Source organism: Verrucomicrobiaceae bacterium, from assembly GCA_016713035.1.
GTDB lineage: Bacteria > Verrucomicrobiota > Verrucomicrobiia > Verrucomicrobiales > Verrucomicrobiaceae > Prosthecobacter.
Genome location: JADJPW010000014.1, coordinates 24,313 through 44,905, shown reverse-complemented (window position 1 = coordinate 44,905; position 20,593 = coordinate 24,313). Strand labels below are relative to the sequence as shown.

General features: G+C 59.8%; 13 protein-coding genes. 8 read left to right on the top strand and 5 right to left on the bottom strand.

Annotation, left to right across the window (positions count from 1 at the left end; all coding sequences use genetic code 11):
- Positions 1-17: 17 nt before the first annotated feature.
- The 3 genes from IPK32_24680 to IPK32_24670 form a co-directional block, all read right to left on the bottom strand.
- A complete protein-coding gene (locus tag IPK32_24680; protein ID MBK8095076.1) occupies positions 18-3,275 on the bottom strand; it encodes an efflux RND transporter permease subunit in 3,258 nt (1,085 codons plus the stop codon).
- A gap of 89 nt (positions 3,276-3,364) precedes the next feature.
- Positions 3,365-5,944 carry a protein kinase gene (locus tag IPK32_24675; GenBank protein ID MBK8095075.1) on the bottom strand — a complete coding sequence of 860 codons (2,580 nt, stop codon included), beginning with the start codon at positions 5,942-5,944 and terminating at the stop codon, positions 3,365-3,367.
- A 161-nt stretch (positions 5,945-6,105) separates the two neighbouring features.
- Positions 6,106-8,313, bottom strand: coding sequence for a fused MFS/spermidine synthase (locus IPK32_24670; protein ID MBK8095074.1), 2,208 nt, complete (start codon positions 8,311-8,313; stop codon positions 6,106-6,108).
- A gap of 425 nt (positions 8,314-8,738) precedes the next feature.
- Between IPK32_24670 and IPK32_24665 the strand changes: the two genes are divergently transcribed.
- From IPK32_24665 to IPK32_24630, 8 genes are all read left to right on the top strand, one after another.
- The gene (locus tag IPK32_24665) at positions 8,739-9,152 is read left to right on the top strand and encodes a hypothetical protein (protein ID MBK8095073.1); all 414 of its coding nucleotides are present in this window, start codon (positions 8,739-8,741) and stop codon (positions 9,150-9,152) included.
- A 24-nt stretch (positions 9,153-9,176) separates the two neighbouring features.
- The gene (locus IPK32_24660; protein MBK8095072.1) at positions 9,177-9,611 is read left to right on the top strand and encodes a prepilin-type N-terminal cleavage/methylation domain-containing protein; all 435 of its coding nucleotides are present in this window, start codon (positions 9,177-9,179) and stop codon (positions 9,609-9,611) included.
- 13 nt (positions 9,612-9,624) lie between these two features.
- The gene (locus tag IPK32_24655) at positions 9,625-10,167 is read left to right on the top strand and encodes a type II secretion system protein (protein ID MBK8095071.1); all 543 of its coding nucleotides are present in this window, start codon (positions 9,625-9,627) and stop codon (positions 10,165-10,167) included.
- 39 nt (positions 10,168-10,206) lie between these two features.
- Positions 10,207-12,375 (top strand): type II/IV secretion system protein, encoded by a 2,169-nt coding sequence (locus IPK32_24650; GenBank protein MBK8095070.1) that lies wholly within the window; start codon positions 10,207-10,209, stop codon positions 12,373-12,375.
- Positions 12,376-12,415: 40 nt separating this feature from the next.
- Positions 12,416-12,901 carry a response regulator gene (locus IPK32_24645; protein MBK8095069.1) on the top strand — a complete coding sequence of 162 codons (486 nt, stop codon included), beginning with the start codon at positions 12,416-12,418 and terminating at the stop codon, positions 12,899-12,901.
- Between the two features lie 51 nt (positions 12,902-12,952).
- Positions 12,953-15,763 (top strand): response regulator, encoded by a 2,811-nt coding sequence (locus IPK32_24640; GenBank protein MBK8095068.1) that lies wholly within the window; start codon positions 12,953-12,955, stop codon positions 15,761-15,763.
- A gap of 68 nt (positions 15,764-15,831) precedes the next feature.
- A complete protein-coding gene (locus IPK32_24635; protein MBK8095067.1) occupies positions 15,832-17,256 on the top strand; it encodes a DUF1501 domain-containing protein in 1,425 nt (474 codons plus the stop codon).
- Positions 17,257-17,454: 198 nt separating this feature from the next.
- Positions 17,455-17,979, top strand: a complete 525-nt coding sequence (locus IPK32_24630; GenBank protein MBK8095066.1) for a sigma-70 family RNA polymerase sigma factor — start codon at positions 17,455-17,457, stop codon at positions 17,977-17,979.
- A gap of 609 nt (positions 17,980-18,588) precedes the next feature.
- On the opposite strand, the gene ilvC is transcribed toward IPK32_24630, so the two are convergent.
- Together ilvC and IPK32_24620 are read right to left on the bottom strand one after the other, a co-directional pair.
- Positions 18,589-19,617 (bottom strand): ketol-acid reductoisomerase, encoded by a 1,029-nt coding sequence (ilvC, locus tag IPK32_24625; protein ID MBK8095065.1) that lies wholly within the window; start codon positions 19,615-19,617, stop codon positions 18,589-18,591.
- 246 nt (positions 19,618-19,863) lie between these two features.
- Positions 19,864-20,559, bottom strand: a complete 696-nt coding sequence (locus IPK32_24620; protein ID MBK8095064.1) for a hypothetical protein — start codon at positions 20,557-20,559, stop codon at positions 19,864-19,866.
- Positions 20,560-20,593 lie beyond the last annotated feature (34 nt).

Genomic DNA, 20,593 nt, shown 5'->3' with positions numbered 1-20,593 from the left:
GGTGGGAGAGAGAAAAGTTAGAGTGTGGCCGGTGTGAGGCTAGGCGTGAACAGATGAAAGACGCGGCGGAAGAGCTGGCGGATGTCCTCCAGGACGAGGTAGGCCATGGGGACGAGGTAGAGGGTGATGATGGTGGCGGTGAGGCTGCCGTATCCCATGGCGACAGACATGGGCGTGAGGAACTGGGCACTGGTGGCTTGGGCAGTACGGTTGTCACCGAAGATCCATTCAAGAATGCCTTTGATGATGGGCGGTGAGTGATCGACGAGCGGCCCCATATTGAAAATCAGCGGAACGAGGCCGACGAAGGTGGTGATCTGCGTGAGGAAGATGGCGCGGAAGCGTGAGGCGCTGCCTTCGGTGACGGCGTGCTTCATGTCGCCCGTTTCGTCACGCAGCTCATTGATGCGATCGACGAGGACGAGGGTGTCATTGACGATGACGCCGGAGACTCCGAGGATGCCGCAGAGGCTCATGATGCTGAGGGGCATGTTGCCATGGAAGACGTGGCCGAGCACGGCACCGACGATACCAAAAGGAATGAGGACGAGCACGATGATGGGCTGTAAGTAGCTCTTCAACGGGATGGCGATGAGGGCGTAGAGGGCGAAGAGGACGAGGACGGAGGAGAGGAGGAGGGCGCTTTTGCTTTCTCGCTCAGCACGGGCCTCTCCTTCGAAGCTCCACTGGATGTGCGGATGGGTAGCGAGGAGCTCCGTGAGGTAGGGTGTGATGGATTCACGCACCGCAGCGGGGTTGGTGGTGTTTTTGTTGACGTCGGCGCTGATGTTGAGGGCACGGCGGCGATCGACACGTTTGATGGAGGAGAAGCTTTTGCCGACTTTGGCCTCTGCGACGCGGGCAAAGGGGATTTCCATGCCGTTGGCACCACGCACACGCATGTTGTCGAGTGTGGCGAGGTTTTGACGATCTGCTTTGGGGAAGCGGAGCATGACTTTGACCTCATTGCGCCCACGCTGGATGCGCTGCACCTCATCGCCATAAAAGACGCCGCGCACTTGGCGTGCGAGGTCATTGACGGTGATGCCGAATTGCTGCGCTTCGGGCTTGAGGCGGAGCTGGATTTCATTGCGCCCGCTGTCGAGGCTGTCGGAGACGTCAAAGACGCCGGCGAGGGTGTTGAGGTGGGCTTTGATCTGATCGGAGAGGGCGAGGAGCTCGTCTGGATTGGTGCCACTGAGCTGGATGTCGATGGGATCACTGGGGCGCATGATTTCTGCGCGGAAGTTCATCTCCTCAGCACCGACGATGGGGCCGCCGTAGTAGTCGGTGATGCGTTTGCGCCAGTCATCGGACATGGCGATGGTGCTGACTTGGAGGCTGCGCTCCTCTGGGCCGTAGGTCTCGATAGTGACCTCACCGACGTGGGAGCCACCGCCACCTCCACCGCTGCTGCTGCCCCCACGGCTGCCCATGCTGGCGCCGGTGCTGGAGATGATGCCACGGATGACGGGGCGGCCATCTGTGCCGACGTAGTCTTTGCGCATCTGCTCGGCGATGGCGTAGATGCGGCTGATGTGGGCATCGGTGGCTTCAAAGGGTGTGCCATCGAGCATGACGAGGTTGCAGGTGATGCGCTCGCTAGCGACGCGGGGGAAGAGTGTGGTGGCGATGCGCCCACTCCAAAAAATGGCGAATAAGACGGCCAAACCGCCAAAAAAGGCCGCGAGCACGCTGTAACGGAATTTGAGGCAAAAACGCAGCGTGGGCCGGTAGGCGATATCGACGGCTTTTTTCAGTGTACGCTCGGAAAGCTGGTGCAGGGGCTCTAAAACGTCTGCGATGCGGCTGAGGATGGGTGTGCGGTGAGCGAGATGGCTGGGGAGAATCAGTTTGGTCTCCATGAGGGCCAAAAGCATGACGCTGACGAAGACGATGGCGATGGGGGAGAGGTAACTCCCAAAGTCACCAATGCCGATGAGCATGGGGAGGAAGGCGACGATGGTGGTGAGGACGCCAAAGGTGATGGGAGCTGCGAGGCGGCGAGTGCCCTCGATTGCGGCCTCGAGCGGCTCTAGGCCCTGCTGGCGCATGGTATCGACCTGCTCAGAGGTGACGATGGCATCATCGACGACGATGCCGAGGACGAGGATGAAGCCGAAGACGCTGCTGAGATTGATGGATTGCCCGAAGTAGGGCATGAGGGTGAAGGCTCCGAGGAAGCTCATGACCATGCCGAGGGCGACCCAGAAGACGGCATCGAGCCGCAAGAAGAGGCCGACGCAGATGAAGACGAGAATGAGGCTGCTGCGAGCATTTTGGAGCAGCAGGGTGATGCGGCCTTTGACGATTTTGGAGCGATCGTTCCAGAACTCGAGCTTTACGCCCTGTGGGTAGCGCTGGGAGGCCTCTGAGATGTATTTTTTGACGGCTTCGGCGATGTGGATGGCGTTTTGGCCACCTTCACGCATGACATTGACCATGACGCAGCGGCGCCCATCGAGCCGGGCGATGAGTGGGTTTTCGTTGAAGCCGTCGTTGATGGTAGCTAGCTCACCGAGGGTGACGCGGGTGCCATCTGCACGGGTGAGGATGACGATGCGTGCGTAGTCGTTGCCAGTGTAGGCACGGCCGCGTGTGCGGATGGAGACGTCACCGGCCTCTGTCTGCACGACACCTGCGGGGAGGTCGATGGCGCTGCTGCGGATGGCGGTGCTGATTTTTTCCAAGGTGAGGCCGTATTTCCGCAGGGTGGCCTCTGGGATCTCGATGCTGATTTCATACTGCCGCACACCGCTGAGGGTGGAGTGAGTGATCTCTGGCAGGGCGGCGATTTCATCGCGTACTTGCTCCCCGAGGCGGCGGAGGTCGCGCTCGGCCATATCGGCACTGAGGACGATGCTGATGACGCTGCTCATGAAGTCGTCATGCTGGATGCTGGGCCGCTCGGCGAGTGCGGGGAAGTTCGGGATGGCATCGACGCGGATTTTGACGTCGTCGATGATCTGGCGTGCGAGGGAGGCGTCCTCCATCTCGATATTCACCGTGCCACCGCTGGAGGATGAGGTGGAAAAGATGCGCTTGATGCCGGGCACCTGGGTGATGGCCTCTTCGATGCGGAGGACGATCATTTCCTCGACCTCCTCCGGGGTGCCTCCAGGATAGGGGACATTGACGGAGAGGAATTTCGATGGCGTGTCTGGGAATACCTCCAGCGGGATGCGGTCGGTGGCCAGTGTCCAGATGCCGAGCCCCATGACGGCGAACATGAGGAGATTTGCGGCGACGGAGTTACGGGCGAACCAGGCGATCATGCTGCATTTTTGATTCTAGATTTCTGATTTTCTGCCACGGAAAGGCCGACGACGAGGAGTAAGGCTGCTGGCCCGTAGTCACGCTGCGATCAGCGGAGCTTGGAGAGGCGTTCTTTGCTCCAGGTGAGGGCGGTTTGGACGACTTCATCTCCAGGTGAGGCGGGTGCGAGCCGCTCCCAGATGACGAGGGCTTTTTGGAAGGCTTCTTTGGCCTCTGTTTTTTTGCCGGCAGCCTCACTGGTGTGTCCGAGGGTGCCATAGAGCTGGGCGAGCTGGCTTTCCCACATTTTGCGCTCGGGGGAGAGCTTGGTGCCACCTACTGGCTGGGCGGCGATGAGGCCCTCGATGGAGGCGATGGCTTTTTGGACGTAGGGGAGTGCGGTGGCGGCACGGCCGAGGTCGGAGACGATCTCGCTGTATTCACCGAGGAGCTTGGCGAGGAGGAATTGGTAGCGGACGTTGTTTTTGTCGTCGGCGAGGATTTCGTTCACGAGCTCGATGGCGTCTTGCTTCTTTTTGCTGGCCTCGCCGGGCTGCCCGGCATCGCGGGAGAGGGAGGCGAGGGCTCCGTAGTTGCGAGCGAGGAGGTATTTCACATCTGCCCACTCGGGGAGAAGGCGATTGAGCTCTAGGAGGATGGGTACAGCTTGGTTGTGGGCTTCTTTGGCATCTGCGGCACTGAAGTGGCGTGCGATGAGGTCGGCGAGCTCGGTGTAGCCTTCGGCAAGGAGGAGAGCTTGGTCCTGATTGCGTGGACTGCTGCCGAGGACGAGCTGGCCCATTTCTTTGACGCTTTCGATGAGAGTGTCGAGGGCTTCTGGGATTTTACCGGAGTCGCGTTGGCTGATGCCTTTGCCGTAGCGAGCACGGGCGAGGATGAATTTTTCATCGCCGAGGAGATCTCCACCGAGGAGCTGTGGGTCCAGGATGACGGGGATGCGAGAGAGGGCGGTCTCTGCATCGGCGGAGTCGCCATTGCGCTGACAGCGGAGGCCGTATTCGAGCCAAGCGCGGGCGGATTCGTCGCGGGCGAGGCGATTTTTCGGATCGGCGGCGAGTCCACTGTCGAGGTTGGCGGTGGCATCACGCAGGAGGGAGAGGGAGTCTGCATGGCGACCTTCACGAGTGCGGATGTCGGAGAGGAGGAGGCTGTAACGCCCGAGCCACTGCTGGTAGAGGGGTGTCTGGGCAGAGTTTTTGCCTTCTTTGATGAGTGAGTCCGCCTGATCGCGTGCTTTGGTGAGGAAGGTGATGGCCTGGGCGGTGTCGTGGAGGCGGAGGTGGATCTGGCCGATGTTGCCGTAGGCGCGGAGTCGCTCGACGCCGAGGCTGGGGTCGTTTTCCAATGCGGGGAGGCCACGGGTGCAGAAGCTGAGGGCGTCTTGGAGCCGCTCGCGGGAGAATTCTGCTTCGAGGTGGTTGCCCGAAGGTGTCTGGAGGAGCTGGGTGAGGAATTGATCGACGGCGCTCTGGGAGTGCTGGAGATTGGTGTCGGCGGTGAGCTTGGCGGTGCGGGCCTGATCACGCTCGCCGGTGAGGGTGGTGATCTGGGTGTGGAGGCCGTCGGTTTCTGTTTTGTGGCTGCTGTGCAGGGTGTTGATGGTCATCTCTGCGTTCTGAGCACGGCGCAGGGTCATGAATCCGTAGAGGATGGTGAGTGCGAGCCCGCCGAGGAGGATGGCGGCAGCGGCCTGGAGGCTGCGGACTTTTTTGACCTGGCGGACACGCTCGGCGGTGGTCTGCTCGCGGGATTCTTCGAGGAGGTAATCGCTTTCGAGCACCTCGAACTCGCGGACGATCTCGCGTGCGTCGGTCCAGCGCTCGGCAGGATTGAGGTCAAGGCAGCGCTCGATGATGTTGCGGCGGCGGTCTTCCCATTTGGACTGGGCGGGGTGCGGCCAGGTGATCTTCGGCTGGGCGCGGATGGCGGCGATGACTGCGGCACCGCTGATCTGGTAGGGATGGCCGGTGCTGGCGGCCTGATTGGCACGGGCGAGCTGGTCGTCCCAGGCTTTTTGCCCACGGGGGAGGGTGCCTGTGAGGAGCCGGTAGGCGAGGACGCCGAAGGAATAGACATCCCAGGAGGCTCCGTAGCCGGCAAAGACACCGTCGGGGTTCTCGATTTGATCGGGGCAGAGGTGGACGAAGTGGTCGTGGATGTCGAGGTGGTGGATGCCACCGATCCAGCCCTGGGCCGCATCTGCGATGCGGATGGAGGACTCGGCATCGTCTTCGAGGAGGACATTGGCGGGACGCAGATTGCCGTGGGGGAGGCCGTGCTTATGCAGCCAGGAGAGGGCATCTGAGGTCTCGTAGATGTAACGCCAGGCCTGATCCGCAGGTAGGCCGGTGCAGGAGGCCTCCAGGGTGGGCGTCTGCCAGAGGCGGCGGCCATCGCTGTCCTTGGTCATGACGCCGACGAGGGGCATGACACTGTAGTAGGGGCTTTTGTCGAAATTAAAGCTCTCCACGCTGAGGATGCCACGGTGGCGTGGGATTTGCTGGAGGGACCGCAGGGTGGTGGAGAGGGCCTTGCGGTTGATGGCCATGCTGCTGAAGACTTTGACCGCACAGGCTTTGCCACCAGCGATGGCGCGGTAAACGGCTCCGCAGCGGCCACTGCCCACGAGGTCTTGGAGTTCATGTCCAGCGATGTCGGGCAGGCTCATGTGTAAAACGGGCTGAGTGGCAGGGTTTGAGTGGCTGTTTCCGACTGTCTCCGGGAGCAGACGGGCCGGGATGATGGCTGCAATTGGGAGTTTTCTCAATCTCCGATTGTTACGAGATGCGTGAAAATGACAAAACAGGGCCTCTAGCTACCCCCATAGGGTCATTCCAGATCGAGCATGAGAATCTGGAAAAGGTCGTGATGGCGGTCTGTCCAGACTCGGGGGTGGATGAGGGCCTCCTTTTCCAATTCGTCATCCGAGGGCGGCTGGGGGGCATGCGCGGAGAGAAAGGCCGCGTTGTTGGTAAAGAGGATGTAGTCGGTCGTCTCCTGATCGAGGTGATCGGTCTCCGTGGTGATGCGCAGGGTCTTGTAGCCGACATCGGCGGCGGTATTCTCCATGAGTGGCGCGAGGCGGAGGTAGCTGTTGGTGATGTGGACGGCGATGATGCCATCGGGCTTCATGTGGCGCTGGTAGATGGCGAAAGCCTCACGGGTGAGCAGGTGTGCGGGCACGGAGTCGCCAGTGAAGGCATCCAGCAGCAGCACATCAAACTGCTGCGAGGGCTCATTTTCCAGGGCTAGACGTGCATCACTGACGACGATCTCCAGCTTCGCCCCGCGTGCCTGGAGGTCTGGGAGGTAGGAGAAGTGCTTCTGCGCGAGGCGTGGCACATCGGGATTGATGTCGTAAAAGCGGTACGTCTGGCCGCTCTCCGCGTAGCAGGCCACCGTGCCCGCCCCCATGCCGACGACGCCCACGCGGGCATCCGGCTTGAGCTTTAAGCTATCGAGAGCCAAGCCGATACCCGTCTCATGCCCATAATAGCTCGTGGGCACACGCCGGGAGGTCGCATCCAGATTTTGCTGACCGTGGACGATGCCACCATTGCTCAACTCACGCGAATGCCCCTCCTCCCCCGCATTCCACTCAGAAACCATCAGCGTCCCATAAAAGTTACGCACCAGCTCCAGGCGATTCTCCGTGTCTTTGAAGCCGAGGCGGCCCATCCACAGCAGGCCTGCCGCCATGACTAGGCCCATGATGGCAAACAGAAGATTCCGGGGCAGACGCCGCTCCAGACCGCACCAAAAACCACGCAGCAGCACCACGCAGGCCACAAAGAAGGCCACCATCAGCCCACCGGGCCACTCCGCATGCGTCACAAAGAGTTTCGGGGCCGCTAGGCTGACAAAAAGCCCCCCGAGAGCTCCCCCAGCAGACATGTGGAGGTAAAAGCTCGTGAGACGGCTCGGGCTGGGCTTCAGCCGAGCCAGCTCGCCATGACAGATCATGCAGGCGAGGAACATCGCCGCAAAGGCCCAGCCCAGCTCGAAGGCGTAATTCGGATCGAGCTCAAAATTCTCCAAATCCTCTCCCAGCACAGGCTGGAGCCAGGATTCGTTCGCTGAGAGCCAGGTAGTGACCTTGTCCCAGCCGTTCGACTCCTTTTGCAGATTCTCCATCGTGCAGGTGAGAAAGAGGATGGGCAGCGCAGGTAGAGCCCACAGCAGCGGCACCCTCGCATACCAGGCCTCCCGCTCAAAGCAGATGATGAAAGTCACCAGGTACAGACTCAGCGGCACCACCCACATAAAGGGGATCACCGCCACATCGCGGGAAACATGGCTGGTAGCCCCCAGCAGCACCGCACTGGCCAATGCAGGCAGAAAAACCCACATCATCCGCCGCCACAATGAAGGGGGCTCATCCAAAACGGGTACTTTTTCCTGCGCAGAATTTTCCGCAGCATCCGTGCGGCAGCGGTCTAGCCACAGTGCTGCCAAAGTGAGCACGGCATACCCCCCAAAAGCCCAGGACCACGCCTTTGCCAAAGTCTCCACATCCCAACGCGGCTCAAAAAAGAAAGGAAAGCTCAACAGCGCCACTAGGGAGCCGATATTCGACAGCGCATAGAGCCGCCAAGGGCTGCTACCCGGCATGCCACGCGTGAACCACACCTGCACCAGCGGACTGGTACTAGAGAGCATGAAATACGGCAGCCCCACACACACCAGCAGTAGAGTAAGGATTCGCCAGCTCGGCTCTGCACCGTCTGCGGCAGGCTTCCAGGCATCTGTCGGGATGATCGGCAACAGTGCCGCTGCGAATGCCAACATCGTGAGGTGAATGATGGCCTGCCTGCGGCCCGGCAGCCGCCCCAGGATATGGGCATAGGTGTAGCCCAAAAAGAGCGTGATCTGGAAGAAGAGCATGCACGTCGTCCACACCCCTGGACTGCCGCCAAACCAGGGCAGGATGTATTTGCTGATCAGCGGCTGGACCTGGAAGAGCAAAAAAGCACTCAGAAGGCTCAAAAGACTCAAAATGAGCGAAAAAAGGATGGGGGAGGGAGCTACGCGGCGCATGGCCCTGAGTGGGGTAAAAGTGGCAAAAAGCCCGAATAGTCTGCGGGAGACAGAATGGACGGCTGGGGAGACAAAAAGGCCCCGAGGCTCCCACAGTCCGCCGTTTTTGGGAAGGACGATTTCCGGCGTTCAGTCGAGAAACCGAATATTTTATAAATTTTACCATTTAATCCTCATATATATAGAATACGTGCTTTTTAACTCTTGAAAGAACCTGTGAGATGTTATATTTATGGTAATTAATATTTTATAGCCCACATTACGCCATGAAGTTACTCTCGAATTTTGCGCCCAATCGCCTCTCCCGACTGCGGAGAGGGTCCATTGGCCCGAGTGGTTCCCCCTTGGCTCAAAAGGCGAGGTCATCGCTCCCTGGTGGTTTTAGCTTTGTAGAGGCCATTTTCACCATCGCCATCATCGGCATCATGTCCTCGATCGTAGTGGCCTCCATCAGTCGCGTCGCCTCAGATGCGAACCGTGCCGTGGCTAGGAATCTCCAGGTCAGCATCCAGTCTGCTCTGACGCAGTATGTCATCGACCAGACCACCAATTCCACCACGGGGCGGCTGCGGAGTCTGGAGGCCGTGCGGGCCGAGTACAATGATAGCGGCCTAGAGACGATGCACCGCTTTAACCTACTGATCCCGCGGCCTGCATCTGGCTCGACGCCAGCGAGCCCAGGCTATCTCGATCAAACGACGGTGGATCACATTTTAGAGTACTCCACTGGCCAGACCCAGAAGCTACGTAGCGCCGCACTCGATAACTTGGGCGAGTGGCTGGAACTCCCAGATTGGGAGACCGGCGGGGAGCCGACAGTCATTTTCAAAAGACCCTAAAGTAGCGGCAACTGCACAACGACTATGAATACCCCTACCCGACTAACAATATGGCCCGCTGTGTGGAGCACACAGAGTCTGCGCCGCGCCTTCTCCCTGGTGGAGATGATGGCCTGCGTGTCGATCATCGGCATCGTGGCTTTCATGGCCATCCCATCGGTCACGCGCATGCACTCAGAAAGCATCCGCAAGAACGCCATCTCGAAGTGTGAAGGGCTGAACATGGCGAAAGCCAGCTTCATCCAGATGTATGGCCGCACCCAGGCCAATGCGGTGTGGCAGGCGAAAAATGACCAGCAGCGCTATGACCTGCTGCGCCCCTACCTCTCCTTCGCAGAGGCTCTTTTCATCAATTACATGCCAGAAGGCTTCAGCACGAACCTGTCGGACAACAGCCTGCTGAATCTCTCCAAGGTGCCGCTGGTGAATTCCACGTCGAACGAAAGCATCTCCTACTGAAGAGCCTCTCCACATGCGCTTTTTCGCCCGCTCAACTTCCGAAATCTGCTCCGCCCGCCCTTTGCGCGGACGCAGTGGTTTTTCAATGTCGGAGCTGGTCATCGTTATCTCCATCCTCGGCGTCTTGAGTGGGCTGGCCGTGTCTGGTTATGGAAATCTGCTGGAAAGCTCCAAGGCCGTGCTGGCTCAGGAGCGAGTGGAGGCACTCAACCAATCGGTGTACCGTTTTGCAGAAGAAAACTTCGAGCAGACCTTCCCACGTATGAATGGTAGCGCGGTGGACGAGACAGCGGTCTTGCAGATGCTGCAATACGAGAACCCCGAGCCTGAAAATCCGGCACGTCAGCGCTCCATGCCTGCGGCCCCTTATTACGATCCACGCTATCGCCCCGTGGCCACAGCTGAGACGGATACTTACCGCATCCGCTGGACCGGACGCATGTATGAACTGATCCGCAATGGCAGCACCGGTATCGGGCTGCTGATGAACTTCGACGGATCGGACTTCACGACTCCTTACACCTATCCAGAATCCTATCGGATGTCCGGCAGATGACCGCAATCACAGGCCGCCAGACTCCAGACCGCGCACCCCATGCCCGCCCTTCTCAACATTCCCAATACGGCACAATCCGCCTCCAAATCCTTTGGAGAAGCGAGTAGTCCGTCTGCGCCAAATATCGACAATCGACCCGCCGCGATCCTTTCCATCGAAGGACTCGCACTCCAACATAACATGATCCCTCTCACGCTGCTGCGTGAGAGCTGCTCCCCCGAAGCGGAGCGAATGGTGCGCAAGCTCGGCCGCGTGCCGTATGTGGCCGATCCGTGGCTACCGATCACGACTCTGGGGCCACTACTCGTCATGGCCCATCATAATCCCAGGGCCGGAGATCTCTGGGGCGTGCCGCCATTCCTGGTCATCAAGGTACTCATCACCGCCGAGCAGTATCAAAACACACGCAAAGAGCTGGTGCAGCGCTTTGGCCAGATGCCGATCAATCAGAGCAACACGATCGAGTCTCTCCAGCCGGCCAATTTCAAAGAGCTGGGGCTCGAAGGCACCTATCAATGGCTACTAGCACATTATCCCTACGAACCTTCTGAGATCACCAAGCTCAACGGCTTTTACGAAGCGCAGAAGGGCAAGGCAGACAAACTCGCCATCACGCATTTCAATGTGATGCAGCGTAATTTGGGCATCGCATTGCAGCACCTCGTCAGTGGTGGCAAGCAGATGGTCTTCAGTGCTGCGGAGGCCCAGCGCCAAAATCATTTCCCCCTGCCCTTGCTGGAGCGTCACTGCGTCTATCCCATCTACATCGGCAAGAATGTCGTCTTCATGCTCAGTGACTCGGGTGATTGCTATCGCTTCGAGGATGAGTGGGTCTCCATGGGCCATCCCGTCGTCAAAATCGTGCCCGTCCTGGCCGATCTGGCCACCATCCGTGATGCCATCAACCGTGCCGGGGCCACCTTCGATAAAAGTGGCGTCGCTGACATGGAGAGCGTCACGCTCAGCGTCGTGGATGATGCCAATGTCGTCGAGATCTACCCCGATGACATGAACGCCATCAATCCCCAGGCACAGGGCGTCGCGCCGGAGGATTTGGTGAAGTGGGCACTCTACACAGCCATCCGCTGCCGTGCCTCCGACTTGCATCTGGAGAAATTTTACAGCTTCACCCGATTCCGTGCCCGCATGGACGGCTGCATGAAGACCATCCTCACCGCGCATGAGAGCCAGCTCAATCGCTTCGTCGCCCTGATCAAAAACTGGGCCGGCATGAGCCAGACCCGCGCAGAGTGCCAAGATGGCCGCCTCGCACTCTCGATCGGCAAGCGCCGCGTGGATGTCCGTATCGCTGCGGTGCCCACTCGCCGCGAGTTCCAGAAGGTCATCATGCGCTTCCTCGACAAGCAGGATGGCGTGAAGCGCCTCAGCGACTTCAACCTCGGCCAGCGGCAGATCGACATCCTGACCCGCACCATGCAGCGGGATCAGGGCCTCGTCCTCGTCACTGGCCCTACTGGATCGGGTAAAACGACCACGCTTTATGCCCTGCTCAACAGCGTCAATGACGAAGGCGTCAACATCCAGACCATCGAGGACCCCATCGAGTACGAGATCGAAGGCATCAATCAGACGCAGACGAACAACTCCCGCGGGCTCGATTTCGCCAACGGCCTCCGCTCCCTCCTCCGTGCTGACCCAGACATCATCCTCATCGGTGAATCACGCGATGCCGAAACTGCGGGTGCCGCTGTGAATGCCGCCCTCACCGGCCATCTGGTGCTCACCACTCTCCACGCGAACGATTCCCTCCGCGCCATCACCCGACTGCTGAGCATGGGCGTGGAAAAATACCTCCTCTCCGACTCCATCGCCCTCTCCCAGGCCCAGCGACTCGCCCGCAGGCTCTGCACCTATTGCAAACAGCCCATCCCCGTGCCGCAAGAGGTACAGGAGCTCCTCGCCAAGCAACAAGTCATCACCGCACCCGTCACCACACCCATCTTTCAGGCCCGTGGCTGCGATGAGTGTCATAACACCGGCTACTCAGGCCGTGTCGCCCTCATGGAGATCTGTGAAGTCAGCACCGAGCTACGCGACCTCATCGAAGAAGCTGCTCCCATGTCCGCCATGCGTGCTGCCGCCTTCAAGACCGGCTTCCGCTCCCTTTACCAAGAGGGCCTCGTCCAGGTCCTCGCCGGGCATACCTCACTCGATGAGATCAAGTGCCTCAGCTACACCGCCATGTGATTTCCAAGTTCAAATAAGCCCTCTCAACCCATCCTCATTTATGGAACTCCCCACCGTCACCATCACTCGTGAGCCTACACTAAGCCCGAACAGCCTCCTGCTGATCGATGACGAGCCCCATGTCCTCGCCGTCGGCAAAGCGATCCTCTCCTCCCAGGGCTTTAGCGTCATCTGCGCCACCTCTGGTGAGCAGGCACTCGACCTCATCCGCCATGCACACAGCATCGGCAAAAGCTACGCCGCCGCCTTGCTCGACCTCACCATGCCTGGCGGTGCCTCTGGCTTCGATGTGCTCGAAATGATCCGCGCCGTAAACACGGACCTACCCGTCATCGCCTGCAGTGGCTACTTCCAAGAAGACGCCCGCGAGCTCTGCCAGGCCATCGGCTTCTACGACATCCTCTCCAAGCCTTTCCATATCGAAACCCTCGCCATCACCGTGCGTCGCGCCATCAACGGTGAGGCAGCTCCCCGCAGTGTCGCCGCACCCGCGTTCGCCTCTGCCCCGATCACACAATGGGGCTGATCGCCGCAGCACCTGCCTCCACACATCGCCTGACATCTCTGCACCGCCTGCATGAAATCTTTTGCCCTGTTCATCAATCGCCACACCCTCCTAGGACTCAGCTCCGTGGTGGTCGCGGTCGTTGTGAATGCGGCTGTTTTCTTCTGGCAGGAATACGCCACGCTCAGACACTCCCAGGCGGGCTACCTCGGTGCCGTCGCCCTCTCGGGCCAGTTCGAGCTCGATCGCATGCAGATCACGGAGGAGCAGTTTGCAGGCCGCACACCGCTACCCGCAGATACCGCATCACTCCTGCGCATGCGGGTCGATACCATCGAGATAGCGCCCTCTCTCACCACCCTCGGTCTTGAGTGCCTCTTGGTCCCCGTAGATGTCCCAGGACTCGCCGACATGGTCAAGCCACTCATCCTCCGCGCACCCACCCACGCCTGGGATGCACGCCAGACAGATCCAGGCGTCATTGAGGGCCTCATTCAGCGTGTCCGCCAGGGAGCCACCCTCGTCACCGCAGACTCACGTCAGCAGCGCTCCCTCAGCTACATGGATCATAGTCTCTGGAGCCTCGCCGCCGTCCCCATTCATCGCAAAGGCGACCCCCGCACCGCCGCAGTCCTCCTCGTGCGTCAGCCTCTCGTTCAGCTAGGCCACATTCTTTCCCCTGCACGGCTTTCCATCCCCCTGCTCGCCACCTTTTGCGGCATCTTCATCGCCGTGCTCGGCTTCATCGCCATCGCCAAGGCCAGCTCCTCCAAGCTCTCCGCCATCGTCCAGGCATTCCGCCAGATGCGCCTGGGCAATCTCGGCATCCGCCTACCCCAGGGCGGCATCGGCGAAATGGCAGCCCTCTCCCAGGAGTTCAATCAGACCCTCGAGCGCATCCAGGAAGAAGACCTGCGGAAGCAAACCATGCTCACCGAGTTCGAAGGAGCCCGCAGGCAGGCAGAAGTCGCCACCGCCGCCAAAAGCGACTTCCTCGCTAACATGTCGCATGAGATTCGCACGCCCATGAACGGCATCATCGGCACCACCAGCCTCCTCATTGAAATGGGCCTCGATCCTGAGCAGGAAGAGCTCGTCCGCATGATCCGCTCCTCCGGTGAGAGCCTCCTCCACGTCATCAATGACATCCTCGACTTCTCCAAGCTCGAAAGCGCCAAAATGGAGATCGAAAACATCCCCGCCGACATCGAAAAACTCCTCAGTGAAACCATGGACGTCTTCTCCCACCGCGCTGCGGAGAAAGGCATCGAGCTCAATGTCCACATCGACCCCGCCCTCACACGCCGCTTCATGGGCGACTTCCAGCGCGTGAAGCAGATCCTCGTCAACCTCGTCGGCAACGCCCTAAAATTCACCGAAAAGGGCGAAATCCTCCTCTTCGTCCGCCAGATCGCCCGTCAGGTGCCCGGTGGCGGCGAAAAAACCGTCCTCCACTTCTCCGTCCGCGACACCGGCATCGGCATCCCCGCAGAAAAGCTCGGCATGCTCTTCCAGGCCTTCACCCAGGCAGACGCATCCACCACACGCAAATACGGCGGCACAGGACTCGGACTGGCCATCTCCAAAAAACTCATCCGCCTCATGAATGGCGAGATCTCTGTCGTCTCCGAGGTCGGCAAAGGCTCCGACTTCTTCTTTGAAATCCCCCTCACTGTCGCCCCAGATGGCGAAGAGCGATCCGAAGAAATCGCCTGGATCGACGTCGTCAAAAACCGCCCCGTCGTCTTCCACAGCGGCCATCCCACCACCCAGCAAGTCCTCAATCAATGCCTCTCCGCCTGGAGCATGCGCATCAGCATCCTCAAAGAGCGCTCCATCGACGACCTCGACACCCTCCTCGATGAATCCGGCATCTTCATCCTCGACTGCACACGCCTCCGTCCAGAAGACGCCCAGCCACTCCTCCGTCACGCCGCAGCCAAAGGGGCCGCCATCATCACCCTCCTCCCCATCACTCGCGCGAAGCTCGACCGCGAAAAATTCTCGCCCCCCGTCGGCTGCCGCCACCTCACCCTCTCCAAGCCCATCAAGCGCCGCGACATCCTCCGCGCCCTCTCCGAGCTCTATCGCATGCCGCGCCGCGTCGTCGTCGCCTCCCCCGTGCTCAATGCACCACCGCTCTCCATCCCAGCACCCATCCTCGTCCCCACAGCCGCGCCCGCCCCACCCGTCCTGCGCTCCGCAGCATCACCGCCCGCCTTCCAGGGCACTCCGCAGATGCCACTCATGGCCCAAGTGGCCACCTATGCCTCCCAGCAGATCTCACCACCTACCCACGACTCCGCTGCATCTGTCCCAGCCTCCCCACAGCCCTTCAGCGACCTCCAGAGTAGCTTTGAAACCAGCATCGTAGGCTCCCGTGCAGCCGCAGGCGGGCACGATGCCCAAATCTCCATCACCACCAACCGCGCCATCGCCAAAGCCGCCAAAGCCGACGGCGGTGACAACTTCGCACGTCAGCACCCCGCCACCATCCTCCTCGTCGAAGATCAGCCCCTCAATCAAAAGATCGCCTGCATGCTCCTGCAGCGCCTCGGCTACACCAAAGTGGACATCGCCAACAATGGCCAAGAGGCCGTGGACATCAGCGCCTCCAACTCCTACGACATCGTCTTCATGGACCTCCAGATGCCCGTCATGGGCGGCATCGACGCCACCCGTGCCATCCGCAGCAACTTCAATCTCAAAAAACAGCCCAGCATCATCGCCATGACCGGCCACGCCCTCGTCGGCGTCAAAGAAGAATGCCGCGAAGTCGGCATGAACGCCTTCCTCACCAAGCCCGTCAGCCTCGATGACTTCCGCCGCGCCATCCCCCCAGCCCTCTCCAGCGGTGCCGCCAAAGTGCTCCTCACCCTCTGAAGGCCGATTTTTCGTCCAAAATCTCCCCGGTTAAAACCTATTGGATGTGACGTTCTCATCCCACTACCATGTTTTGCCGCCGAATCGACCACCCACACTCTCGCCGCGAATTCCTCAACCGTGCCGGTTGCGGATTCGGAGCCGTCGCAGCCGCCGCGCTAATGAATGAGCCCCTTTTGGCCGCACCGAAGGATCTCAGCCCCATTTTGACCAAACTGCCCAACAAGCTCGGTCAGGCCAAAAGCGTCATTTTTTGCTTCATGGAGGGCGGCCCCAGCCATCTCGATACTTTCGACCGCAAACCGCTCCTCAACCAGCTCGCAGGCCAAAAACTACCCTCCAGCTTCAAAGTCCCCGTCTTAGCCATGGGCGAGAGCGACGCCCCGCTCTTCGCATGTAGCCGCACCTGGAAAAAATACGGCCAAAGCGGCCTCGAAATCAGCGACTGGTTCAAACACGTCGGCGAACACGCCGATGACATCGCCGTCATCAACTCCTGCGTCTCCGACGGCATCAATCACGCCGGTGGCGTCTGCCAAATGAATACAGGCAGCATCTTCGGCGGCAGACCATCCCTCGGCGCCTGGGTCAACTACGGACTCGGCAGCGAAAACCACGATCTACCCGGCTTTGTCGTCATCAAAGACAGCGAAGGCACCGTGGTGAATGGCGTGCGCAACTGGGGCAGCGGCTTCATGCCCAGCATCTATCAAGGCGTCGAATTCAGCTCCGAAGGCACCCCCATCAAATACCTCGACAACCCCAAAGGCCTCAGTGACCGCCGCCAACGCGACAAGCTCGACCTACTAGCGACTTTGAACCGCGACTACGCCTCCATCCGCAGCGACAACACCGAGCTGGAGGCCCGCATCCGCTCCTACGAGCTCGCCTACACCATGCAGGCAGAGGCCCCCACCGCTGTCGATCTCAGCAAAGAAAGCGAAAGCACCAAAGCCCTCTACGGCATGAACTACCCAGAAACCGCCGTCTATGGTCGCAACTGCCTCCTCGCCCGCCGCCTCGTCGAGCGTGGCGTGCGCTTTGTGCAGCTCTACAGCGGCGCCGGAAGCAAATGGGACAGCCACTCCAAACTCGAAGAAAACCACGGCCGCCTCACTGCCGCCGTCGATCGCCCCATCGCAGGCCTCCTCACCGACCTCAAACAGCGCGGCCTCCTCGATGAAACCCTCGTTATCTGGGGCGGCGAATTTGGCCGCACCCCCATGAGCGAGCAAGGCGCAGGCCGTGACCATAATCCCACCGGCTTCACCATGTGGATGGCCGGCGGCGGCGTCAAAGGCGGCCAAGTCCTCGGTGAAACCGACGACCTCGGCCTCTACGCCGTCCGGGACCGCATGCATGTCCACGACCTGCACGCCAGCATCCTCGCCCTCATGGGCGTCGATCACACCCGCCTCGTCTATCCCCACAAAGGCCGCCCCGAGCGCATCGACCTCAACGAAGGCAACGCCAACACCAAACTCATGGCGTGACCGGTCGGCTGCGCCGGAATGACGAAACCGCACCTCTCCTCAGCCATTCGTCATTCTGCATTCAATTTCGTTAAGTGATGAAGGGATTGCCGCAGATTCAGGAAAGCCACAGACTGGATTGTTCAGAGAAGTAATCTGCGGCAAAGATCATGGGTAATCGTAACTTAACGACATTCTGCATTCGCCATTCTCTCGCCCATGAGCACCGACATCGACCAAACCGAATCCTACCTTCGCCTGCTCACCCAGCATGACCGCTGGCTCGCGGCCTACGTGCACAGCCTCGTCTCCCACACAGCCGATGCAGAAGACATCCTGCAGGAAGTCAAAATCACCCTCTGGAAGCAATTCGCCCGCTTTGAACAAGGCACAAACTTCCGCGCTTGGGCACGCACCATCGCCACGCACCAGATCCTCAATTACCGCCGCGCCAAAAAGAAGCACCAGCACGAAGAAATCGACGAAGCCTTCATCCAAGCCGTCGCCGCCGAAATCGACCGCCGTGGCGACTCCCTCGACCAGCGAGCCGAAGCACTCTACACCTGCCTCCGCAAGCTCCCCGACGCCCACCGCAAAATCGTCCTCTGGCGCTACCAAGAAGACTGCGGCATCGAAGACATCGCCGCCAAAAGCGGACGCACCGTCGAAGCCGTCTATCGCCTCCTCAGCCGCATCCGCCTGAGCTTGAACGACTGCATCACTCGGCAGCTGACGCATTCATGAACTGTGCACGGTCACCAGATCGGATGAACTAGGCTAAGGGATTTCGCCTTAGGGAGCGAGTTTTATTGGGGTTAAGATGAGGGGGCTTTCAGTCAGCCAGACGTTTTGACACGGTGAATCCGTGAAGCAGCACCCTTCCTTGTATTTCATGCTTTGATGCCTGCCAGGATTCAATCATTTTGCCAATATTAGTCTTTCGAGGCTCGAGTGTCGGGTCATAGGCAAGAACCTCCTCTGCAACCTCTAGAGCTGCGTCACGATCGTGTTCACCTCGCAGAATTCCGTACCAAGCAGAACGCCGTATCGAGCCGATGGAGTAGTTCCCTGGAAGAAGCGTAGGGGTGTCCAGGCGCACCAGGACTTGGCGCAATCTTGTGAGATCTGCCTCACGCATTGCCATGGCATCATAAGCGCTCAAGCTCAGGTTATCCGTGGAATAGACTCCATCGGGTGAATGTTTTTGTGCTATTTCCAAAAATAATAGGGATGCAGCTCTCTCTATCGTTTATTTGTCGAAAACCCTCCCGCTTTTTCTCGATCCCGAGTCCCAGGCAAAAAAAACGCGGACCGTTGCCGGTCCGCGCTTGGATTTGACTCGATGGTGGTCTCTTAGACGTAGCTGGCTTGTTGGCCTTTGATGTCGCGCTTCTTGATCCAGGGCATCAGGCTGCGGAGGCGGGCACCGGTCTTCTCGATGGGGTGCTTCTCGCCGTCTTTGAGCAGCTTGTTGAACTTCTTGTAGCCGGTTTCGGTCTCTTTGATCCATTCCTTGGCGAACTTGCCGGTCTGGATGTCTTTGAGAGCGGCTTTCATGCGCTTCTTGACGGATTTGTCGATGATTTTCGGTCCGACCTTCACATCGCCCCATTTGGCTGTTTCGGAGATGGAGAAACGCATGCCGGCGATGCCTGCTTCGTTCATGAGATCGACGATGAGCTTGAGCTCATGGAGGCACTCGAAGTAGGCCATCTCAGGGCTGTAGCCAGCCTCGGTGAGGACTTCGAAGCCTGCCTGGACGAGGGCGCTGGTGCCGCCGCAAAGAACGGTCTGCTCGCCGAAGAGGTCGGTTTCGGTTTCTTCCTTGAAGGTGGTCTCGATGACACCGCCGCGGGTGCCGCCGATGCCGTGCGCCCAGGCGAGGGCGATCTTCTTGGCCTGCTTGTCGGCGTTCTGATGGATCGCGATCAAGGAGGGCACGCCCTTGCCTTCGGTGTACTGGCGGCGGACGATGTGGCCGGGGCCTTTCGGGGCCACCATGATGACGTTCACGTCCTTCGGCGGGACGACGGTCTTGTAGAGAATGGCGAAGCCGTGGGAGAAGAGCAGTGTCTTGCCCTTGGTGAGGTTCGGGGCGATGTCTTTCTTGTACACGCCACCGATCTTGGTGTCTGGCACAGCGACGAAGATGACGTCTGCGGCTTTGACGGCATCTGCGGTGTCGAGGACCTTCAGGCCTTTTTCTTCGGCGACGGCGCGGCTCTTGGAGCCTGGGTAGAGGCCGATGACGACTTTGACGCCGCTCTCTTTGAGGTTGAGTGCGTGGGCGTGGCCTTGGGAGCCGAAGCCGATGACGGCGCAAGTCTTGCCTTTGAGAGGAGCGAGGCTGGCGTCTTTTTCAGTGTAGATTTTGGCGGGCATTGTGTGATCTGGTTTAAGGGGCGGCGATACTGGGGCATGGCCCATCATGGGTCAAACGCCTTTTTCCCGGCCTGTGAGCGGTATCCTGGCCTGTTTTGCGCACTCCTTCGGGGGCAAAAAGCACCTCAGTTTGTTTTCGTGTCCGCCTTGTCGGAGTGCTCAGTGCTTAGTGCGAAGTCGGATTTCCACGCCATGCGGATGTCTCTACTAAGCACTGAGGACTGAGCACTTTTTCTGAGACGAGTTTTACTGCTTCTTCTCGGTGGCGGCCTCGCGCTCCTGGCGCTGGCGCTGCCATTCTTCCCCTGCGAGCTGGCGGTAGAGGTCTTTGAGCTTGCGAAAGCGCTCGATGCGCTCGGCGGGCTGGGCGGCTTCGAGCTGGCTGATGGACTCGCGGATGCGCGGGAACTGCATGATGCGATCGTGAAAGCGGCGTGTCTCCTCATGCCGACCAGGACGTGCGACGGACATGGTCTCTGCTCCGAGGCGTGCAGTGGCAGCGCGGGCGAAGTCGGGCGACTCGGGCGGCGGGAGCTGGGGGAGGCCGCGCTCGTCCATGGGGTAAGGTGGACGCATCTTTTCTAAGATCGCCGCGATGCGTGGATCTTGGCGGCTCATTTTGTCGTGCAGCACGCGACGCACTTTTTCATTGGCCTTGAGGGCCTCATCACGGGCGGCGAGCACGTCGGGGTCGTTCCAGTTTTTTTCAAAAGCCTCACGTAGGAGTTTTTTGTCTTCCTCACTGAGTTTTTCAAATCCCGGCGGTGGTGAACGCATTTTTCCGCTGCCGCCAGGGCCACCATTGTATTTGCCGGGGCCTCCTGGGTCACCTGGACCACGGCGGGGGGGCTCGCCAGGCTTTGGCGGTGGTTTGGGCCCTTCAGGTGGCTGCGCAGATGCAACGAGGCTGAGAGCGGAAAAGGCGATGATGAGGCGCTTCATGATCATGGGGGATAAAAACCACCTTTGAGGGAGA

Excerpts from the sequence above, each read along its gene's own strand:
- IPK32_24670 (MBK8095074.1), bottom strand. The coding sequence starts at position 8,313 with ATGCGCCGCGTAGCTCCCTCCCCCATCCTTTTTTCGCTCATTTTGAGT.
- IPK32_24645 (MBK8095069.1), top strand. The coding sequence starts at position 12,416 with ATGGAACTCCCCACCGTCACCATCACTCGTGAGCCTACACTAAGCCCG.
- IPK32_24655 (MBK8095071.1), top strand. The coding sequence starts at position 9,625 with ATGCGCTTTTTCGCCCGCTCAACTTCCGAAATCTGCTCCGCCCGCCCT.
- IPK32_24635 (MBK8095067.1), top strand. The coding sequence starts at position 15,832 with ATGTTTTGCCGCCGAATCGACCACCCACACTCTCGCCGCGAATTCCTC.
- IPK32_24640 (MBK8095068.1), top strand. The coding sequence starts at position 12,953 with ATGAAATCTTTTGCCCTGTTCATCAATCGCCACACCCTCCTAGGACTC.
- IPK32_24675 (MBK8095075.1), bottom strand. The coding sequence starts at position 5,944 with ATGAGCCTGCCCGACATCGCTGGACATGAACTCCAAGACCTCGTGGGC.
- IPK32_24620 (MBK8095064.1), bottom strand. The coding sequence starts at position 20,559 with ATGAAGCGCCTCATCATCGCCTTTTCCGCTCTCAGCCTCGTTGCATCT.
- IPK32_24630 (MBK8095066.1), top strand. The coding sequence starts at position 17,455 with ATGAGCACCGACATCGACCAAACCGAATCCTACCTTCGCCTGCTCACC.
- IPK32_24665 (MBK8095073.1), top strand. The coding sequence starts at position 8,739 with ATGTCCTCGATCGTAGTGGCCTCCATCAGTCGCGTCGCCTCAGATGCG.
- IPK32_24680 (MBK8095076.1), bottom strand. The coding sequence starts at position 3,275 with ATGATCGCCTGGTTCGCCCGTAACTCCGTCGCCGCAAATCTCCTCATG.
- IPK32_24660 (MBK8095072.1), top strand. The coding sequence starts at position 9,177 with ATGAATACCCCTACCCGACTAACAATATGGCCCGCTGTGTGGAGCACA.
- IPK32_24650 (MBK8095070.1), top strand. The coding sequence starts at position 10,207 with ATGCCCGCCCTTCTCAACATTCCCAATACGGCACAATCCGCCTCCAAA.
- ilvC (MBK8095065.1), bottom strand. The coding sequence starts at position 19,617 with ATGCCCGCCAAAATCTACACTGAAAAAGACGCCAGCCTCGCTCCTCTC.